Here is a 16,934-nt window from a genome sequence, read left to right as displayed (position 1 = left end):
TGCGGCTCGTCGTCGACGACGAGGATGCGTCGCGCCACGGGTCACACCTCCTTCGGCTCCGATCTGACCCCAGCCTAGGAGCCCTCCGAGGTCGCGGCAGGCACCGGGCACCCACGGCCTCAGGAGGACACCACCTCCGCGAGGACCGAGAGGGTCGCAGGGTCCTCGAAGAAGCTGACGTGGTCGGTGGCGACGACGTGCAGCTGCGGTGCCGGTTGACGGCCCTGGGGCACGGACGACGCGCTGTGCACCGACACGGCGAGGTCGTTGGGCTTGTTGAAGAACACGAGGTCGACGATCTCGCGACCGATGCGCGAGGGGGCGAGCCGTCCGAGGAGCCGGGCGATGCGGCCGTTCGGGGTGCGCTCTGCCGACTCGATGAGCGAGCGGTTGCCGACGATGACGTGATAGCTCGTGCCGGGATCGGGCGCGCCGGCGAGCTCGCTGAGGAAGCCCGATCCCGGTTGCATCTGGTCGAGTGCCGTGTCGACCTGCTCGACGGTGCCCAGGAGTGCAGCCAGGGCGGTGACCGGCCACGCGACCGGGATGAACCCATTGGCCACCAGGGCGATTGCGGCCGTCGCCCATCCTTGGACCGACGGCCAGGGGGACCCACCGTTGGGGGTGCCGAGGGTGACGAGTCGGTGCACGTCGACGCCCCCGTCGAGCTCGATGAGGTGCCGAGAGACGAGACCGCCCATCGAGTGGGCCACGATGTCGAGCCGCTTGCCGTGCCCGCTGGTGAGCCCGACCTCGCGCAGCATGGTCCTCAGTGACGCGGCGTTCTCCTCGATCGGGGTGTCGAGGTTCTCGTAGTCGAAGGTGAGGACGACGTCATAGAGCGCCCCGATCGGCGCGGCGCCACCACTGAGGCGCGAGCTCCGCACCATCCCCTCGGTGTCGCCGATGATCCCGTGCACGTAGAGCAGCACGGCATCGGCTGCCGCCACTGCCCGCTTCAGCTCGGCCGTCTCCGACGCGTAGGTGACGCTGCCGTCACCGGCCACCGTCGCCATCCGCAGCAGCGGGTAGGCCGGTGGCAGGCCCAGGGCCTTGCCGACGAGCTTGCGGAAGAGGATGCGGATCGAACCGGTCAGGCTGCGCTGCGTCGACACCGGGTCGCTGAGCCGTTGGAGGACGATCTCCGTGCCCGATCCGGACTGGCGAGCGAAGCCGAGCGGCACGTAGAACTCCCCGTCCCAGGCGAGGGGCAGCACGTGGGCATCGGGCTCGAGCCCCCTGTCGAGGGTGAGCACGAGGGGCTGAGACGGCGTGACAGCGGCAGGGTCGGCCGCCGCGTCCAGCATGATGACGAGGGCATCGGACTCGCTCTCGTCGCCACGGCTCGCGATGAGACCGAACGGGGTCGTGCCCGCCTCGTCGAGAGGGCCCGGGACGGGCGCGACGGAGATGTCGCGCGTGGCATCGGGCGCACCGGAGAGCTGCACCGTCGCCCGCAGGCTGGGGTGCGGGCCCACCCGCACACCCGGCGCCACCTCGACCGATCGGTCGGACGTGACCGCGACCCCGGGGCGCGGCCGCACGGCGACGACCTGGATGTCGCGGGTGAACCAGTCGGCGGCCGTGTCGCCGGCGCCGACCGGCCTGGTGCGACGGGTGCCGACGTGCTGGAGCAGCCGGTCGAGGGCCGACACCGGGCCGACCTGTCGCAGGCCCTTCTCCGTGCGCAGCGGCGCGGAGACCTCGAGGTCGTCCTGCGCGAGCGAGCGGGGGTCGAACTCCTCCGTGCTGACGATGAGCTTGAGCAGGTCCGTGACCTCCGTGACGCCCTGGTCCCACAGGGTGTCGGGGACGACGGTCTCGAGGTCGATCGGGTGGCTCTCGCCCGGAGCGAGCTCCTGGGACCCCGCCTCGATCGCGTCGGCATAGACGCCGAAGGTGTCGGTGAGGTCGAGCAGCGCGACCCAGAGCGGGCGCTTCGAGGCGTTGGTCAGCGTCACGGTGAACGGACGCGGCCGCTGCTGGCCGCCCGGGTCCTGGTGGTAGTCGAACCGGTGCAGCCCGTCCACCTCGGCGAAGGGCTCCTCGCCTGCCTCGACCTGCGCCACGACGGTGACCGTGACGGCGTCACGGGACAGGCGCGCCGCAGGGTTGTGCAGGTCGGCGACGCGCTGCCAGGCGGCGATGTGCTCGAGGACGCCGATGGCCTCGTCCGGGGTGTCGGCCCGGGGGGAGAGCTCCCGCTCGCTGGCGATGCGGCCGATGGAGTAGCCGGACCGGGCGGAGGTCACCTGGACCTGCGCCTCCTCGCCGGCCTCGGCCTCCGCGACGAGCAGCGGACCGCGCTCGTCGCGGGCCGCGAGCGCCGCGTGCAGGGCCGCGGCCCCGGGGCCAGGCTCGATGCGCACCAGCAGGGGCGGGAGGGGACTGGCCGTCACGGTGGCCCGATAGCTCCGGGCAGGGTCGAGCTCCCCGGTGGTGACGGTGATGGTGGCGTCGGCCGCGCGCACGGCCGTCACCGCTGCCGTCGCCACTGCGGCGTCGTGCTGGTCGCGGATCTCGAGGTGCGTCTGCTCGTCGCGGACGGGTGCCGCGAGGCCGTGCATCAGTCCGCCGTCGACGGTCCACGCCCTGCCGTCGTGGGTGACGACGAAGTAGCGGGCCGTCGCGGCGACGGCGCCGCCCAGGAAGGGGCGATCGAGGTCGTCCGTGGTCGTGGTCTCCAGCTGCGGTGACTGGTGGCGCACCGTCCGGCGCACCTGGGCGCTGATCTGCCGGTGGATCTCTCGGTAGGTCAAGGCATCGCCGGCGGTGCTCAGCGCAGCCTCGAGAGCGGCCGACATCGCCCCTCGGTGGGTGCCGCCGTGCACGACCTCCTTGGACGTCTCGTTGGAGCGGCACCCGGTGAGCAGCACGTGGTGCGCGTTGGGCATCGTCCAGCCACTGTCGCCCAGGGCGTCGCGCTCCGTGGGTCGCGACCGCACGAGCTCGTTGACGTGGCGCCGGTCGAACAGGAAGCTCTCGAGGGGACGTGCGCGACGGTCGGTCGGTGCCTGTCGGCCGACGAGGCCGTCCTCGAGCGGGGCGCGGGTGCCGCTGCCGGAGTGGCAGCAGTCGAGGACGATGACGACGTGCGGGTCCGAGGCGGCCACCTCGGCGATGAGCACGGAGAGCTCCTTGTCGGCGAGGTCCCACTGCCCGGGCGTCCGGCTGTCGTGGAGCACGAGCGTCTCGTCGAGACGGTCCGGCTCGAGGTGCCACCACTCCTGCGGCGCCGGCTCCTGCGAGCCGTGCCCGCTGTAGTAGAAGAGCGCCACGTCGCCCTCGCCGGCCTGCGCCAGGTGCTCGCGGAAGCCGGCGATGACCGCGGCCCGGGTCGCCTGCGCGTCGGTGAGGGACCGCACGTGGAGGGAGTGGTCGGCGCCGGTCACGCGAGCAGTGAGCAGGGCCTCGATGGCCTCGATGTCGTTGCGGCACCCGCTCAGGGCGGGCACCGGCGACGGGTAGTCGTCGATGCCGACGAGCAGCGCGTAGACGTTGCGGTGGGCCGGCCGCGCGTCGGTGTCCGAGGTGGCGTGGGTGGTGGCAGTGGTGGTGGTCATGGTCGCCTTCACCTTCGTGCTGAGCAGTGGTCGCGTGCTGGTCGAGTCGCGGTGGCGCGTCCGGCGCCGGTCCTAGGTGATGCCGCCGGAGGCCGCCAGCAACGAGGACGGGTCGCCGTAGAGGGCGTAGGCGGCCCAGGTCGTGCGGTCCTGCTGCCGGCTGTGGCTGAGCACGCGCGCACGGCGCAGGGCCTCGCCGACCCGCTGGCGCTTCTCGATGAGCTGGCGGTAGAACTCGACCGCCAGCTCGGCCGCCGTGTCGTCGAAGACGGGCCAGAGGGAGCCGACGCACGCCTGGGCACCGCCGTAGACGAAGGCCGAGGCGAGGCCCTGGGCCTGGGCCACCGTGCCGCCCGTCGAGCGCCCCTGCTCCTGCGGCGCGGACTTGCTCGACTCGCAGGCGTTGAGGAAGACCACGGGGTGTCCCTCGAGCAGCCGCTGCACGCGCTCGGCTCGGAAGTGCTCTCCCGTCGAGAGCAGCAGGTAGCTCCGTTCGGGGCGATCGGCGTCGAACCCGGCGTGACCGGCATAGTGGATGAGGTCGTAGTCGCCGAGACTGATCTCGTCGGTGAGGCGGCTCGCGGTCACGTCGGATCCGCTGAGCTTGGTGACGACCGGCGCCGGTGACATCGTCGCGAGGCCCGCCTCGATGGCGGTGATCTCACGCTCGGCCTGCTGGAGCGGCTCACCGTGCACCGAGTGGATGAGCAGCACGGTGGTCTTGCGGCGCACGCCGGGTGCGGCGAAGTCCCGCGTGCGTCGTGGGAAGGTCTGCTGCGCCGGCATGCGCGCGAACGTCCGCTTGAGACAGAGGAACTCGGTGCCGTCGTGCAGCAGCTCCCACGGCAGCTCGGGGTTGTTGGAGGTGATCGTCAGCGGGAACTCGTCGGTCTCGTCGATGAGCCGCTGCATCGCGTCGGGAATGAGCAGGCTGTACATCCGGCGGCCGATCCGCTCGAGCCGCCCGGCCGCGTCGAGCTGGTCAAGGTGGTCGGGCGCGACGGCTCGGACGGGAGCCGCCCGGCGCACCGCCGGCGCACCGCCCGCCGGTGTCGCCTCGCCATCGTCATCGTCGGCGTCGGACTCCGCATCGGCCTCTTCGTCGGGTTCACCGGAAGGCTCCGGAGGGGCAGCCTGCTGCACCGGCGCGGCCTGCTGGCCGGCCGCTGATCGGATGCCCTTGATCGAGCTCTCGGCGATCGTGTCGATCGTGTCGCGGAAGAGCTCCTGGTCGGTGCGGAGCACCTCGACGTCGTCGTAGAGGTTCGACTCCTGGATCGTGCCGAAGTTGGGCCGGCGCAGCAGCACCTTGTAGGGCACGCTGAGCTCGACCGTGGAGCCCGAGATGAGGAAGAGCTCGGCCCGGCGGGACAGCTTGGTGTCTCTCAGCTCGGCGTCGCGCACCTTGCGCTCGAGCTGCTCGGTGTAGGTCTCGAACTTCGCGGCGTCGACGACCACCCCGTCGGGGGCGGCGACATCGGGTTCGCCCTGGTCGAGCGTCAGCCCCTTCTCGGCGAGCCGGGTCTTGGCGTGCTGCACCGCGACTGCGGCGGTGTCGTAGCGGCCCGACCTGAAGTCCGCGTCGCTCGTGCGGAACTTCCCCACCACGTCGAGGGCCAGGTCCGCCTCGGACTCCGCGTCGTCGTAGCGCAGCTCCTCGGCCCGCTCGACGACGTGGTGGAGCCGCTCGAAGTTGAGCTGGAGGCTCCGGTACTCCTCGCTGACCGCCGCCACCCACGCGTCGAGCGCAGCCTTGCGCGACCGGAGCTCGCGCTGGGTCGCGCGCGCGACAGTCCACTCCGGCTCGCCCAGCAGGCCCTCCAGGGCTGCCATGCAGGTGCGGCGCGGCGCGGCGGGTCCCGTGGCCATGCGGGCGATCTGGTCGTCGGCCCGCCCGATGAGGGTCACGAGGGAGGTGATGAGCTCCTGCTCCCCGACGACCGACGTGAGGCGCGTGCGGGCCATCGCGTCGGTCGTCGTGCGCAGGTCCTCCACCATCGTCCTGCACTCGTTGAGCTGACGCGTGGCCTCGGCCAGGCGGGCGACCGACAGCGGTGCCGGTGCGGGGGACGCGGGGGCCGCAGACGCGGTGGTATGCGTGGCGTGGCGCGACGCTCGCGGCTTCGGGGCCCCGGCCCCGCGGGCCATGGGCTGCTGCGCAGCGGTGTCGTTGGCGCGTTTCACCGGGTCACCTCGCTCATGGCCTCCACCGCTGCCGTGAGGTCGTCGATCTGTCGCTGCACGAAGGCGGGCGTGTCGATCGGCTCGACCGGGTCCCACTGCTCGCGCAGGGCCCTCAGGTTGGCCTGTCTGATCGTCTGCTCCAGCAGCCGGATCCGCTCCTGGGGTGTGTGCGTGCCGGGGGTGTCCGCGGTTGCAGGAGAGGAGGGCTCGTCTCCTGAGGAGGTCGACAGCACGAGCGCGTGGTCCTCGGACTGGAAGAGCACCGGCTGGGCCCACTCGTCGCCCAGCGACGACGCGAAGGCGATCTGCTGCGCGCGCCCGGAGGCGACCGCCTGGGCGACCGTCGAGCCTGATCCCAGCGCTGCATAGAAGCCTCCGAGGAAGGCGAGGCAGCTCGGGTCGCTGATCGCCCCGCGGATCCCGATCACGGCCGGGACCGTGGTGGCGAGCTGAGCCGCGAGCTGGTCGCTGTCACACGCCGCGAGCACGAGGATCCGCAGGCGCGAGCTCTCCCGGAGCGACGACGACAGGGACTTGCCCGACATCACCTCGGGCCGCTCCGTCGACCCGATGACGAGGTCCTGCCAGCCCTGCCGCGCCCGGTGGCCGGTGCCCAGCACGTGCACGAGGTGCGCATCGTCCTTCTTGAGGGCGATCGTCAGCTCGCCGGGCCGCACGTTGCCCGTGGTGCTCATTGTGGCCTGCGGGAACGCGTTGCGGATGATGGCCGGGTCGTTGGTCTGGTCGATCCCGTTGATGGGTGAGGTGAGGGCGAGGATCCTCACCTCGGCCGGGGCGAGCGGGGTGGGCGGGGCCGCAGGTGCGGGGGTGTCGGGGTCGGCGCGGTCGCGGATGACCGACCACCCCTCCGACATCACGACGTACTGCGAGCCCGACGTCAGGGTTGGGTCCGTGAGCAGCTCCCACGGGAGGGCGTGCACGGCATACGACGTGCTGCGGATGACGATGTGCAGGCCGCCGCGCTCGCGGCCGCGCTCGACGGCCTGCGCCCAGCAGCGGCTGAGGGCCCCGGAGAAGAGCGCGCTGAAGAGCTGCGCGCCGATCCTGGCCCGGTTGGGCTCGGTGGGGTAGATCTTCGAGGTCGTCGGCCGGGTGCCCTGCAGGCGCCACTCGGGGCTCACGACGAACGACCCCGTCGCGATGCCGCCGTCGTCGTCGACCTGCGCGGTCACGTCGTGCCGGTCGGGGTCACGGTCGTCGGGCAGGATCGTCACGACGAGTCGCGCCGGGTCCAGTCGACCCGCCGTCACGTACTCGGACACATCGTTCTTGAAAAGGGCCATGTCGGCCTCCCAGCGACTCCGCCAGTCCCAGTGTGTTCCGGTTCGGGGCCTCCTCGCAGGGGAACTCCCGATTACTGTTCAGAGGCGCCGCCCGGGACGGTGATACCGACCCGGCCGGGCTCAGCTCACCGGGCTCCCCAGGCTCGCCGCGATGCGCCGGGAGGTGGCAGCGGCGTCCTCTCCCACCCCGAAGAGCAGCGACGACCGGCGGCGGCGCAGGAAGTGCACGCCGACGAAGTGCAGGCCCGGCGCGACGGTGCTCTCGCCGTCGTCGTGCACGGGGAAGCCCTGCTCGTCGACGAGGCCCGGCACGTCGATCCACTCCGCGTAGCGCGACCGGAAGCCGCAGGCCACGACGACCGCCCCGAAGCCGCGCAGGTCGAGCCCGGTCGGCGCCTCGGTCGTGAGAGGGGTGGGCGGCGGGATCTCCGGCAGCGTTCTGTCTTCTCGCGAGCAGGCTTGCGCCACAGCGCTGCTCACGAGTCGGAAGCCGGCGTCGCCGGCGGCGATCGTCCGCTCGAGGTCGGGCAGCAGGTATGCCGTCCGGCCGGCGACCGCTGCCAGGTGACCGACGAGGCGCACCCCGAGGCCTGCGAGCACCCGGTAGTGCAGGTCGTGACCACCGCGGGCACCGGTGGCCTGGACGTTGGCGCCGTGCCGGGCGGCCGGGCTCGCGAGCTCGTCGGGCCGCTGGTCGTAGAAGTCGGACGCCATCAGCCAGTCGAAGACGTCACGGCCGTCGAGACGGCGATAGAACCACGGGGCTCTGCCGCACGCCATGACGACGTCACGGCCCGACAGCACGAGCTCCTCGGCGATCTGGCACGCGCTCTGGCCGCTCCCGACGACGAGCACCGCGCCGTCGGGCACGGTCGCCGGGTTGCGATAGGTCGCGACGTCGATGACGGTGATGTCGGGGGAGAGGCCTGAGAGCGCAGCCGGGCGCACGGGCTGCTGGTAGGCACCCGTCGCGATCACGGCGACGCGGCTGCGGATCGGCCCGTCGTCGGTGTCCAGCTGGTAGCCCGAGGAGTTCGCCCTTGTGAGTCGATGCACCGGAGTGCCCGGACGGACCGGCGCCCCCAGCCGCGCGGCATACCGCTGCAGGTGCTCGGCGATCTCGGCGCGCCCCATGAAGCCGCCCGGGTCGTCGCCGGCGTAGGGCGCGCCCGGCAGCCGGACGGTGTGGTTGGGTCCGACGAGGGTGAAGCTGTCCCAGCGCCCGAGCCACGACGAGCCGGGCACGGTGGCCTCGAGCACCACGTGGTCGAGGCCCCGGGCGGTCAGCTCGTGGCTCGTGGCGAGGCCGGCCTGCCCGGCCCCCACGACGACCACGTCGATCTCCTCGACCATCACCCCACGGTGCCACGTCGTCGCCCGGCCGAGGTGCGGAACGCCGACAGGGGTGATCGCGCCCGACCGATGGACCCAACGCGGACGCCGAAACGTGATCCCCCGGGTCCCCGCGATTCGTCACGCTGCGGCAGCGCTGCTATGGGAGCGTTCCTCCAACAGCCACCCCTCAGGCCGGAGAGAGCAGACGATGGCGCAAGCGGTGAATGCGGAGGACTCCGCCGCAGGAGTTGCACCCGGCGGGGCCGACGTCGACGGCTCCGTCACGTCACTGCCGGCGCCGTCGTCGGGGGAGGGACGCCTGCGCAGGATGCTCCACGCCACCGTCCCGGGGTGCTGGGGCGCCGTCCTCTTCGCTGCGCTGTCCTTCACGCCGTCGCTGCTCCCACGAGGGGGCTTCATCCAGGGCCTCGTCTGCGGCATCACGGCGGCGATCGGCTACGGCCTCGGGGTGCTCGCCGCCTGGCTGTGGCGCGCCTTCGCGGACCGTGAGGCGCGCGATCCGAAGCCGTCGTCGTGGCGCATCCTCGCGATCGGCGGTGGACTGCTGCTCGTGGTCGCCTTCGGCCTAGGGCAGTACTGGCAGGCCGAGATCAGGTCGCTCATGGGGGTGACGGAGCACAACATCGCTCTCGTCGTCGCCTCACCGTTCGTCGCAGTGTTCTTCTTCGCGCTCTTCCTGCTCATCGGGCGCGGCATCCGGCGGGTCTACCGCTGGGTCGCGGGGCTGCTGAGTCGCCGGTTCGGCAAGCGGGCTGCGAGCGCCACCGGCTGGGTGCTCGTCGCGGCCGCCGTCTACCTCGTCGTCAGCGGCATCCTGCTCAATGGTCTCGTGACGGCGATGGACCAGGCGTTCTCGGTGCGCAACGGCATCACCGAGGAGGGCGTCGAGCAGCCGACGTCGGCCCTGCGGTCGGGTGGCCCGGGCTCGGTGGTGCCCTGGGACACGCTCGGCAGGGAGGGTCGCACGTTCGCGGCATCGGGGCCGACGGCCAGCGAGATCGAGACCGTCGTCGGCCGACCTGCGGTCGAGCCGATCCGCACCTACGCGGGCCTCGACTCGGCCGACGACGCCGAGGGTCGCGCGGCGATGGCCGTCGACGACCTCGAGCGGGCTGGCGGCTTCGAGCGCACCAACCTGCTCGTCATCACCACGACCGGCAGCGGATGGGTCGACCCCGCCCTCGTCGCCCCCTTCGAGTACCTGAGCGACGGAGACGCCGCCAGCGTGGCGATGCAGTACTCCTACCTGCCGTCCTGGCTCTCCTTCCTCGTCGACCAGAGCAAGGCGAGGGAGGCCGGACGCGCCCTCTTCGACGCGGTCTACGAGCGGTGGTCGCAGCTGCCGCAGGACCAGCGCCCCCGGCTCTACGTCTCGGGTGAGAGCCTGGGGACCTTCGGCGGCGAGACCGCCTTCAGCGGGGAGTTCGACCTGCGCAACCGGACCGCCGGCACGGTGTTTGCCGGACCCCCCAACTTCAACACGCTCTTCCGCGACTTCAGCGACCACCGCGACCCGGGCAGCCTCGAGATCGAGCCGGTCTACAAGGACGGCCGCACGGTCCGCTTCACGACCGACGCGGGCACGGCGATCCCGCCGGCAGAGCGGCCCTGGGACGGCACCCGGGTGGTCTATCTCATGCACCCGTCAGACCCGATCGTCTGGTGGAGCCCGAACCTCATCTTCACCGAGCCCGACTGGATCAGCGAGCCCCCGGGCCGCGACGTGCTCGAGGGCATGCTGTGGATGCCTTTCATCACCTTCTGGCAGGTCACCGCCGACCTCCCCTTCTCGACGGGGGTTCCCGCGGGTCACGGTCACAAGTACACGGTGGAGTACGTCGACGGCTGGAACGCCGTGATGCGGCCGGAGGGCGTCACGGCGGCGGAGCTGGCAGCGATCAGGACGGCGATCTCGGCGCCGGAGTGACCGGTCGGGTCAGGCCACCGGGGTGTCCCGGCTGCCGACGGCGCTCGCGGCGCGAGCGGTCGGCAGGCGGAGCTCGAAGCGGCAGCCCCCGGAGACGTTGGCGACCGTGAGGTCACCGCCGTGTGCGCGGGCGATCGCCCGCGCGACGGTGAGGCCCAGGCCGGTGCCCTGGTCGTCGCCCGGGCTGCGCCCGGAGTCGCCGCGCCAGCCGGTGTCGAAGACGTGCGGCAGGTCACCGTCGGGTATGCCGCCGCAGCCGTCGGTGACCGCGATGACCGCCCCGTCGTTGCCGGCGTCGAGGTCGACCTCGATGGTGCTCCCGCCCGGTGAGTGGGTCACCGCGTTGGCCACGAGGTTGTCGAGGGCGCGCGAGACCTCCTGGGCGTCGATGTGGGCGACGACGGTGTCACCGGCGGCGCCGAGGACGCGGATCCCCTTGCGCTCGGCGAGGATCCGGGCCGAGGCGAGGGCGTCGGAGACGACGTCTCGGAGGTCGACCTCGGTGCGGTCGAGCTGCACGCTCTCCGACTGCAGCCGGGCGAGCGACAGCAGCTGACCGATCATGGCCGCCATGCGGTCGGCCTCGCCGCGGATGCGCGAGGGGTAGTGCAGCTCCGCCGCGGCCACACCGTCCTCCATCGCCTCGGCCATCGCCCGGATGCCGGCCAGGGGGGTGCGCAGGTCGTGCGAGAGCCACGCGACGAGCTCGCGCCGGTCGGCCTCGACGCGGCGGTCGCGCTCGAGCTCGGCGGCGGTCTCGGCCGCTTCACGGGCGCGGTGCTGCACCTGACGCGCGATGAGCCACCCGAAGACGGCGGCGACGGGCAGGCACGTGCCGATGACGATGATGACGACCATCCGGTCGTGGTCGCTGATGAACATCGCCCGGGCGGCGATCGCCGTGCCGATGGCGACGCTGACCAGCACGACGAGCGGCGCGATGGCGGCGGCCAGGGCCAGGGACCGGCTCGAGGTCCATCGCACGAGCAGGGCGCCGACGACCCCGACGACGACCGACGTCAGAGCCGCGACCGCCGCCGCTTCGGCGATCACGACGCGCCGTCCCAGCGGTAGCCGACGCCCCAGACCGTCGTGATGCGCTCCGGCTGCGACGGGTCGCGCTCGACCTTCTCGCGCAGGCGGCGCACGTGCACGGTCACCGTGGCCTCGTCGCCGTAGTCCCACCCCCACACGTCCGTCATCAGGGCGCGCCGGGAGTGCGCGGTGCCGGGCGTCGCCATGAGGTGCACGAGCAGGTCGTACTCGCGCACCGTCAGGGCGAGCGGCGTCTCCCCGAGCCAGACCTCGTGGCGACGCCGGTCGACCCGGAGGTCACCGTCGACGAGGGCCTCGCTCACGGAGGCTGCCGGGGCAGCGTCGGCCCCAGCACTCGGGGGCGTGGTCGACGGCACGGCGACCCGACGCAGGATCGACTGCACCCGCAGCACGAGCTCACGGTTGCTGAACGGCTTGGTGATGTAGTCGTCAGCCCCCACCTCGAGGCCCAGCACCCGGTCGGACTCCTCGCCCCGGGCCGTCAGCATCACGACGGGCAGGTCGCCGCGCACGGCGCGCATGCGACGGAAGACCTCGAGGCCGTCGAGGCGCGGCAGGGTGAGGTCGAGCACGACGAGGTCGGGGTGCCCTGCCTCGAACGCCCGCAGGGCCGCCTCGCCGTCGCCGGCCTCGGCGACCTCGAGGCCGGCTCGGAGCAGATAGCTGCTGAGCACCTCGCGCACGATCGGGTCGTCGTCGACGACGAGGACGGTGGCCACTCTCGAAGGGTAGGCCAGCACGGGGCCGGACATGGCACAGTGAGAGCGGCGCCGGACCCGGCGTCGCCCCGTGGCTCGCGACCGCCGGCTGGCGCCGGCTGAGCCGCAGCCCCCGTCCCGGACCTGCCCGACCCTGAAGGGAGCTCCCCGCCATGAGCAGCGAGGCGCGCCGCTTCCCCCGCTCCGTCTACGGGAAGGGCGAGGACCCCGACCCTCGCTTCAGCCTGGCCAACGAGCGGACCTTCCTGGCGTGGGTGCGCACCTCGCTCGCCTTCGTCGCCGGGGGCCTCGCGGTCGAGGCGCTCGAGCTGCCGGTCTCGCAGCCGCTGCGCCTCACCATCTCGCTGCTGCTCCTGCTCGCCGGCATCGCCGCAGCGGTGCAGGCATGGCTCGGCTGGGTGCGCACCGAAAGGGCGATGCGCCACGTGGGCTCGCTGCCGTCGTCGGGCCTCAAGCTGCCGATCGTCATCATCCTCGGCATCGTCTGCGTGGCGGTGCTGGTGGGCCTGCTCCTGTGAGCGTGCCGAGCGGGCCCGGGCTCGCGGAGGAGCGCACGGCGTTCGCGTGGCGGCGCACCGCGCTCAGCGTCGCGGTCGGTTCGCTGCTCTGCCTGAGGGTCCTCCCGCCGCAGCTCGGCCCGGCGGGCTGGGTGCTGGCGGTGCTCGGCCTGTGCTGGAGCGCCGACCTCGCCTGGATCGGGTGGCGACGGCAACGCGACCTGACGGGGGCCGGGCAGCCGGACGTCGCACCTCCCCTCGCCGGCGCCGACGTCGTGCGCACCGCTGTGGTCACCCTCGTCGTCGGTGTCGTCGCCCTCGTCGCGGCGGTCCTCATCGCCGGCCGCACCCTCTCGCCCTGAGGCGGTCAGGGGGGCGGAGTCTCGAGGACGCGCTGGATGGCACCCACGGCGGTGTGCCACGGGTCGAGCGTCCCGGGGCAGGTGACCGCGGGCTCGGCAGGCCCGTGGTCGAAGACGGTGTCGGCGGCCTCGAGCGCGGCGACAGCACGGTGCAGGTCGGCCAGGGGCCACGACGACAGCATCCGCGGCAGCACCGAGCGCTCCTGTGCACGCGCGTGACTCAGCACGGCGGCCTCGAGGGTGGCGACGCGGTGGTGCACGACGGCGTCGTCGAGGTCGAGCGTCAGGGCGAGACCAGCAAGCGGCCCCATCCGGGCTGCTGCGTCGACCCGTTCCGCCGTGCCCACGGGCGCGCGGCGCAGCCCGATCTGCTCAGCGGCGACATGCAGCAGCAGGTAGTGAGAGAGCCAGCCGGCCGCTGCCGTCCGGTCCGTCCCGCCGCTCAGGGCCACCTCGTGGAGCAGCCCTCGGATGCGTGTGTGCTGGCGGGCGACCACACGGACGACCTCGGTCACCGCCGGTCGTGGCTGCATCGCTCGCCTCCTCGGGATCGCTCAGCATGGGTCGGGGCATGGATCGGTGCACGGGTCGGGGCGTGCCGCGTCGCACGCCCTCCACCAGCCTCTACGGGGGCCCTACCCCCCTGCGCCGGTCCCAGACGTGGGCGCCTCCGCGCGAGTGGCCCGTGCCACGTAGGGTGGTGCTCGCCGGCCCCTGGGCCGCACCGACCCCGACGACGACCGGTGATCGTGGAGGAACGGCGTGGATCGCTACCAGTACCTGCTCCTGATGGCGGCATGCCTCGCGATCACGCTGCCGCTCGAGTTCGTCCTCGGTGCCCGGGTCTATCGCCGACCGGCCCTGCTCGTCGCCGCGATGGTGCCTGTCGTCGTCGCCTTCTCGGTGTGGGACATCGTGGGCATCTGGCGCGGCCACTGGTCCTACAACCCGCTCTACGTCACCGGCATCGACCTGCCGCTGCGCATGCCCCTGGAGGAGCTCGTCTTCTTCCTCGTCATCCCGATCTGCGGGCTGCTGACCTATGAGGCGGTCGGGCAGGTGCTCCGCTTCGTGCGCAAGCTGCGGTCGGGGGCGAACGCCGATGCCTGAGTACACCGTGCTCGCCGTGGTGGCCGTCGTCATCACCATCGCGTTGGAGCGCTGGTCGGGCACGCGCCTGTTCACCCGGCTCCAGTTCTGGCTGGCCATGGCGATCGTCTTCGCCTTCCAGATGATCGTCGATGGCTGGCTGACCAAGCTGACGGCGCCCATCGTCCTCTACAACCCCGAGCACCACCTGGGCCTGCGGTGGCCCTGGGACGTGCCGGTCGAGGACTATCTCTTCGGGTTCGCGATGGTGGCGAGCACGATCGTCCTGTGGGAGCGCGCCAAGCGCTCACACCGGACCGACCCCGAGCACCAGCCGGCGGTCGCGCACGACCACGACGAGGAGGACCGGTGGACGCAGGGCAGGTGACGCGCACGGAGGTGCCCGAGGCCTTCGACGAGGTGGCCGAGCGCTATGACCTCATGGTCGGCATGAGCCCGGGTTACCACGCCCAGCTGCGGGCCTCGGCCGATGCGCTCCTCAGTGCCATCCCCGACGCCGCCCCGGTCCCGGCCGGAGGCGAGTCCACGCGGCCGGCCGGCCCGTTGCACCTGCTCGACCTCGGGTGCGGATCGGGGGCGTCGACCCGCGCCCTCGTCGAGGCCGTGCGCCGGCACGCCACCCCGGGCGGTCGCACGGCCGCCCGCCCGGCGGCGGTGCTGGCCGTCGACGGCTCGCCGGGCATGCTCGACGCCGCACGCAGCAAGGCCTGGCCCTCGTGGGTCGGCTTCGCCCAGGGTCGCGCCGAGGCGCTGGCGCACCAGCCCGAGCTCGCCGCAGCGCGCGAGGCCGGAGGCCTCGACGGGGTGCTCGCGGCCTACCTCGTGCGCAACGTGCCCGACCGCGACGCCGTCATCGCGGCCATCCGCGACGAGCTCCGCCCCGGCGGCGTGCTCGCCGTGCACGACTACTCCGTGCGCGGGCAGCCGGCCGCGAGCGCCCTCTGGACGGCGATGTGCTGGTCGATCGTCATCCCGCTCGGCTGGATGACCTCGCGCACCACCCGCCTCTACCGCTACCTCTGGCGCAGCGTGATCGACATGGACTCGACCGCCGAGCTCGAGGCGCGCCTGCGACGCGCAGGCTTCGTCGACGTCACGACGCACCACGCGGGCGGGTGGCAGCGCGGCATCGTGCACACCGTCGTCGGCCGTCGGCCGGCTGACGCATGAGCCGCCTCCCCGCCCTGCCCCCGAGACTCCGGATGCCCCAGCGGCCGAGGATGCCCGGACGGGCACGCTGGACCCCGGGCCTCGACCCCCGGGCCGAGCGGCACACCGCCCGCGTCCCCGCCGGTCCGCTCGATCCCGCTCCCGACCTGTCACCCGTGGTCGTCGTCGGTGGTGGCATCGCCGGACTCGCCGCAGCCACCGGCCTCGCCGAGCGCGGGGTGCCGGTCGTGCTCATCGAGCGCGAGTCGACGCTGGGGGGCCGGGTGCGCTCGTGGCCCGTCACGACGGAGCAGGGCGAGCCGATGACGATGAGCCGCGGCTTCCACGCCTTCTTCCGGCAGTACTACAACCTGCGCTCGCTGCTGAGGCGTGCCGACCCCGCCCTCGAGCGGCTCGAGCCCGTCGACGACTACCCCCTGACGCTCGCCGACGGGCCGACCGACTCGTTCGCCCGCATCCCGCGCACGCCGCCGCTCAGCATCGCGGCCTTCGTCGCCCAGAGCCCGAGCTTCCCCGTCAGCGCCCTGCGACACGTCGACGTCGGCGCCGCGCTCGGCCTGCTCGACGTGCGTTTCCCGCAGACGTATGCCGACTACGACGGTGTGAGCGCGGCCGACGTGCTCGATCGGCTCCGCTTCCCCCACGAGGCGCGGCACCTCGCCCTCGAGGTCTTCGCCCGCAGCTTCTTCGCCGACCCGCGTGACTTCTCCGGCGGCGAGCTCGTCGCGATGTTCCACACCTACTTCACCGGCTCGGCCGAGGGGCTGCTCTTCGACGTGCCAGGAGACGACTACGACGCCGCGTTGTGGGCGCCCCTCGGCGCCCACCTCGCCACCCTGGGGGTCGAGGTGCGCACGGGCACGGAGGTCGCTGCCCTCGAGGACGGGCCGGACGGCATACGGGTGCATCTGGGTGACGGCACCACCGTGTCAGCGAGCGGCGTCGTGCTCGCGACCGACCGGGAGCCCCTGCAGCGGCTCGTCGCCGACGCCGACTGGCTCGGCGACCCCGTGTGGCGCGCGGCCATCGCGCAGCAGCGCATCGCACCGGCCTTCGCCGTGTGGCGTCAGTGGCTCGATCGCCCTGCGGCACCGGGCAGCCCGCTCTTCCTCGGCACGAGCGGCTACGGGCCGCTCGACAACGTCACGTTCGTCGACCAGATGGAGACCGGGGCAGGGCAGTGGGCAGCGCGCACCGGCGGCTGCGTCGTCGAGCTGCACGCGTATGCCGTGCCCGACGGCACCGACGAGGGTGACCTGCGTGCGGAGCTGAGTCACCAGCTGGGGCGCCTCCACCCCGAGCTCGCCGGTGCGACGGTGCTCCACGAGGAGTGGCTGCTCGCCCGCGACTGCCCCCTGGCGGGCACGGACGCCTGGGCGGCGCGGCCCGGCGTCGTCACACCCGACCCGCGCGTCGTGCTGGCCGGCGACGGGGTGCGCTGCGAGCACCCGGTGGCGCTCATGGAGCGGGCTGCGACGACCGGGTGGATGGCCGCCAACGAGCTGCTCAACCGCCGGGGGCTCCCCGGACACGACCTCTGGACGGTGCCGACCCGCGGACGGGGGCACACGGTGGCCCATGCCGCGCGGCGGCTGCTCGGCGCGGCCGACTGACCCCGCCACCGGCGCGGCTCGGGAGGTCACCGACACCCAGAGCCGGCGATCCTCCCGAGCGGTCGGTCAGGGC

14 protein-coding genes are annotated in these 16,934 nt (G+C 72.8%); 7 read left to right on the top strand and 7 right to left on the bottom strand.

The features are described from left to right. Window positions 1–119 precede the first annotated feature (119 nt). From LG278_RS16860 to LG278_RS16845, 4 genes are all read right to left on the bottom strand, one after another. Complete coding sequence (locus LG278_RS16860) at window positions 120–3,563, bottom strand: caspase family protein (RefSeq protein WP_404388632.1); 3,444 nt, start codon at window positions 3,561–3,563, stop codon at window positions 120–122. Window positions 3,564–3,635: 72 nt separating this feature from the next. Continuing rightward, entirely contained in the window at window positions 3,636–5,561 is a 1,926-nt protein-coding gene (locus LG278_RS16855; RefSeq protein WP_404388631.1) for a CHAT domain-containing protein, read from the bottom strand. Between the two features lie 182 nt (window positions 5,562–5,743). Next, window positions 5,744–7,051, bottom strand: coding sequence for a CHAT domain-containing protein (locus LG278_RS16850; protein ID WP_404388630.1), 1,308 nt, complete (start codon window positions 7,049–7,051; stop codon window positions 5,744–5,746). A gap of 120 nt (window positions 7,052–7,171) precedes the next feature. Continuing rightward, window positions 7,172–8,404 (bottom strand): flavin-containing monooxygenase, encoded by a 1,233-nt coding sequence (locus tag LG278_RS16845; protein ID WP_404388629.1) that lies wholly within the window; start codon window positions 8,402–8,404, stop codon window positions 7,172–7,174. A 190-nt stretch (window positions 8,405–8,594) separates the two neighbouring features. On the opposite strand from LG278_RS16845, the gene LG278_RS16840 reads away from it, so the two are divergent. After that, entirely contained in the window at window positions 8,595–10,334 is a 1,740-nt protein-coding gene (locus LG278_RS16840; protein ID WP_404388627.1) for an alpha/beta hydrolase, read from the top strand. A gap of 9 nt (window positions 10,335–10,343) precedes the next feature. Here LG278_RS16840 and LG278_RS16835 read toward each other — a convergent pair whose 3' ends face one another. Next, the gene (locus LG278_RS16835; RefSeq protein WP_404388626.1) at window positions 10,344–11,387 is read right to left on the bottom strand and encodes a sensor histidine kinase; all 1,044 of its coding nucleotides are present in this window, start codon (window positions 11,385–11,387) and stop codon (window positions 10,344–10,346) included. Then, window positions 11,384–12,109, bottom strand: coding sequence for a response regulator transcription factor (locus tag LG278_RS16830; RefSeq protein WP_404388624.1), 726 nt, complete (start codon window positions 12,107–12,109; stop codon window positions 11,384–11,386). The genes LG278_RS16835 and LG278_RS16830 overlap by 4 nt, the downstream gene beginning before the upstream one ends. A 152-nt stretch (window positions 12,110–12,261) precedes the next feature. On the opposite strand from LG278_RS16830, the gene LG278_RS16825 reads away from it, so the two are divergent. Together LG278_RS16825 and LG278_RS16820 are read left to right on the top strand one after the other, a co-directional pair. After that, complete coding sequence (locus LG278_RS16825) at window positions 12,262–12,627, top strand: YidH family protein (protein WP_404388623.1); 366 nt, start codon at window positions 12,262–12,264, stop codon at window positions 12,625–12,627. 2 nt (window positions 12,628–12,629) lie between these two features. Next, on the top strand, window positions 12,630–12,968 hold the full coding sequence (locus LG278_RS16820) for a DUF202 domain-containing protein (protein ID WP_404388622.1): 339 nt from the start codon (window positions 12,630–12,632) through the stop codon (window positions 12,966–12,968). A 5-nt stretch (window positions 12,969–12,973) separates the two neighbouring features. Here LG278_RS16820 and LG278_RS16815 read toward each other — a convergent pair whose 3' ends face one another. Then, the gene (locus LG278_RS16815) at window positions 12,974–13,501 is read right to left on the bottom strand and encodes a hypothetical protein (protein ID WP_404388621.1); all 528 of its coding nucleotides are present in this window, start codon (window positions 13,499–13,501) and stop codon (window positions 12,974–12,976) included. Between the two features lie 229 nt (window positions 13,502–13,730). On the opposite strand from LG278_RS16815, the gene LG278_RS16810 reads away from it, so the two are divergent. The 4 genes from LG278_RS16810 to LG278_RS16795 are packed head-to-tail and all read left to right on the top strand — an operon-like array spanning window position 13,731 to window position 16,861. Then, on the top strand, window positions 13,731–14,078 hold the full coding sequence (locus LG278_RS16810; RefSeq protein ID WP_404388619.1) for a lycopene cyclase domain-containing protein: 348 nt from the start codon (window positions 13,731–13,733) through the stop codon (window positions 14,076–14,078). Continuing rightward, window positions 14,071–14,445, top strand: a complete 375-nt coding sequence (locus LG278_RS16805; protein ID WP_404388618.1) for a lycopene cyclase domain-containing protein — start codon at window positions 14,071–14,073, stop codon at window positions 14,443–14,445. The genes LG278_RS16810 and LG278_RS16805 overlap by 8 nt, the downstream gene beginning before the upstream one ends. Further along, window positions 14,427–15,248, top strand: a complete 822-nt coding sequence (locus LG278_RS16800; protein WP_404388617.1) for a class I SAM-dependent methyltransferase — start codon at window positions 14,427–14,429, stop codon at window positions 15,246–15,248. The genes LG278_RS16805 and LG278_RS16800 overlap by 19 nt, the downstream gene beginning before the upstream one ends. Window positions 15,249–15,298: 50 nt before the next feature. After that, window positions 15,299–16,861: an FAD-dependent oxidoreductase gene (locus tag LG278_RS16795; protein WP_404388616.1), complete on the top strand. Its 1,563-nt coding sequence runs from the start codon at window positions 15,299–15,301 to the stop codon at window positions 16,859–16,861. The last annotated feature ends 73 nt before the right edge of the window (window positions 16,862–16,934 follow it).

Source organism: Humibacillus xanthopallidus (assembly GCF_044793955.1).
Classification (GTDB): domain Bacteria; phylum Actinomycetota; class Actinomycetes; order Actinomycetales; family Dermatophilaceae; genus Humibacillus; species Humibacillus xanthopallidus_C.
This window is presented reverse-complemented; position numbering and strand designations above follow the sequence as displayed.

Bases quoted from the DNA above. Each gene is read 5' to 3' on its own strand.
- LG278_RS16860 (WP_404388632.1), bottom strand. From the start codon at position 3,563: ATGACCACCACCACTGCCACCACCCACGCCACCTCGGACACCGACGCG.
- LG278_RS16855 (WP_404388631.1), bottom strand. From the start codon at position 5,561: ATGGTGGAGGACCTGCGCACGACGACCGACGCGATGGCCCGCACGCGC.
- LG278_RS16850 (WP_404388630.1), bottom strand. From the start codon at position 7,051: ATGGCCCTTTTCAAGAACGATGTGTCCGAGTACGTGACGGCGGGTCGA.
- LG278_RS16845 (WP_404388629.1), bottom strand. From the start codon at position 8,404: ATGGTCGAGGAGATCGACGTGGTCGTCGTGGGGGCCGGGCAGGCCGGC.
- LG278_RS16840 (WP_404388627.1), top strand. From the start codon at position 8,595: ATGGCGCAAGCGGTGAATGCGGAGGACTCCGCCGCAGGAGTTGCACCC.
- LG278_RS16825 (WP_404388623.1), top strand. From the start codon at position 12,262: ATGAGCAGCGAGGCGCGCCGCTTCCCCCGCTCCGTCTACGGGAAGGGC.
- LG278_RS16815 (WP_404388621.1), bottom strand. From the start codon at position 13,501: ATGCAGCCACGACCGGCGGTGACCGAGGTCGTCCGTGTGGTCGCCCGC.
- LG278_RS16805 (WP_404388618.1), top strand. From the start codon at position 14,071: ATGCCTGAGTACACCGTGCTCGCCGTGGTGGCCGTCGTCATCACCATC.
- LG278_RS16795 (WP_404388616.1), top strand. From the start codon at position 15,299: ATGCCCGGACGGGCACGCTGGACCCCGGGCCTCGACCCCCGGGCCGAG.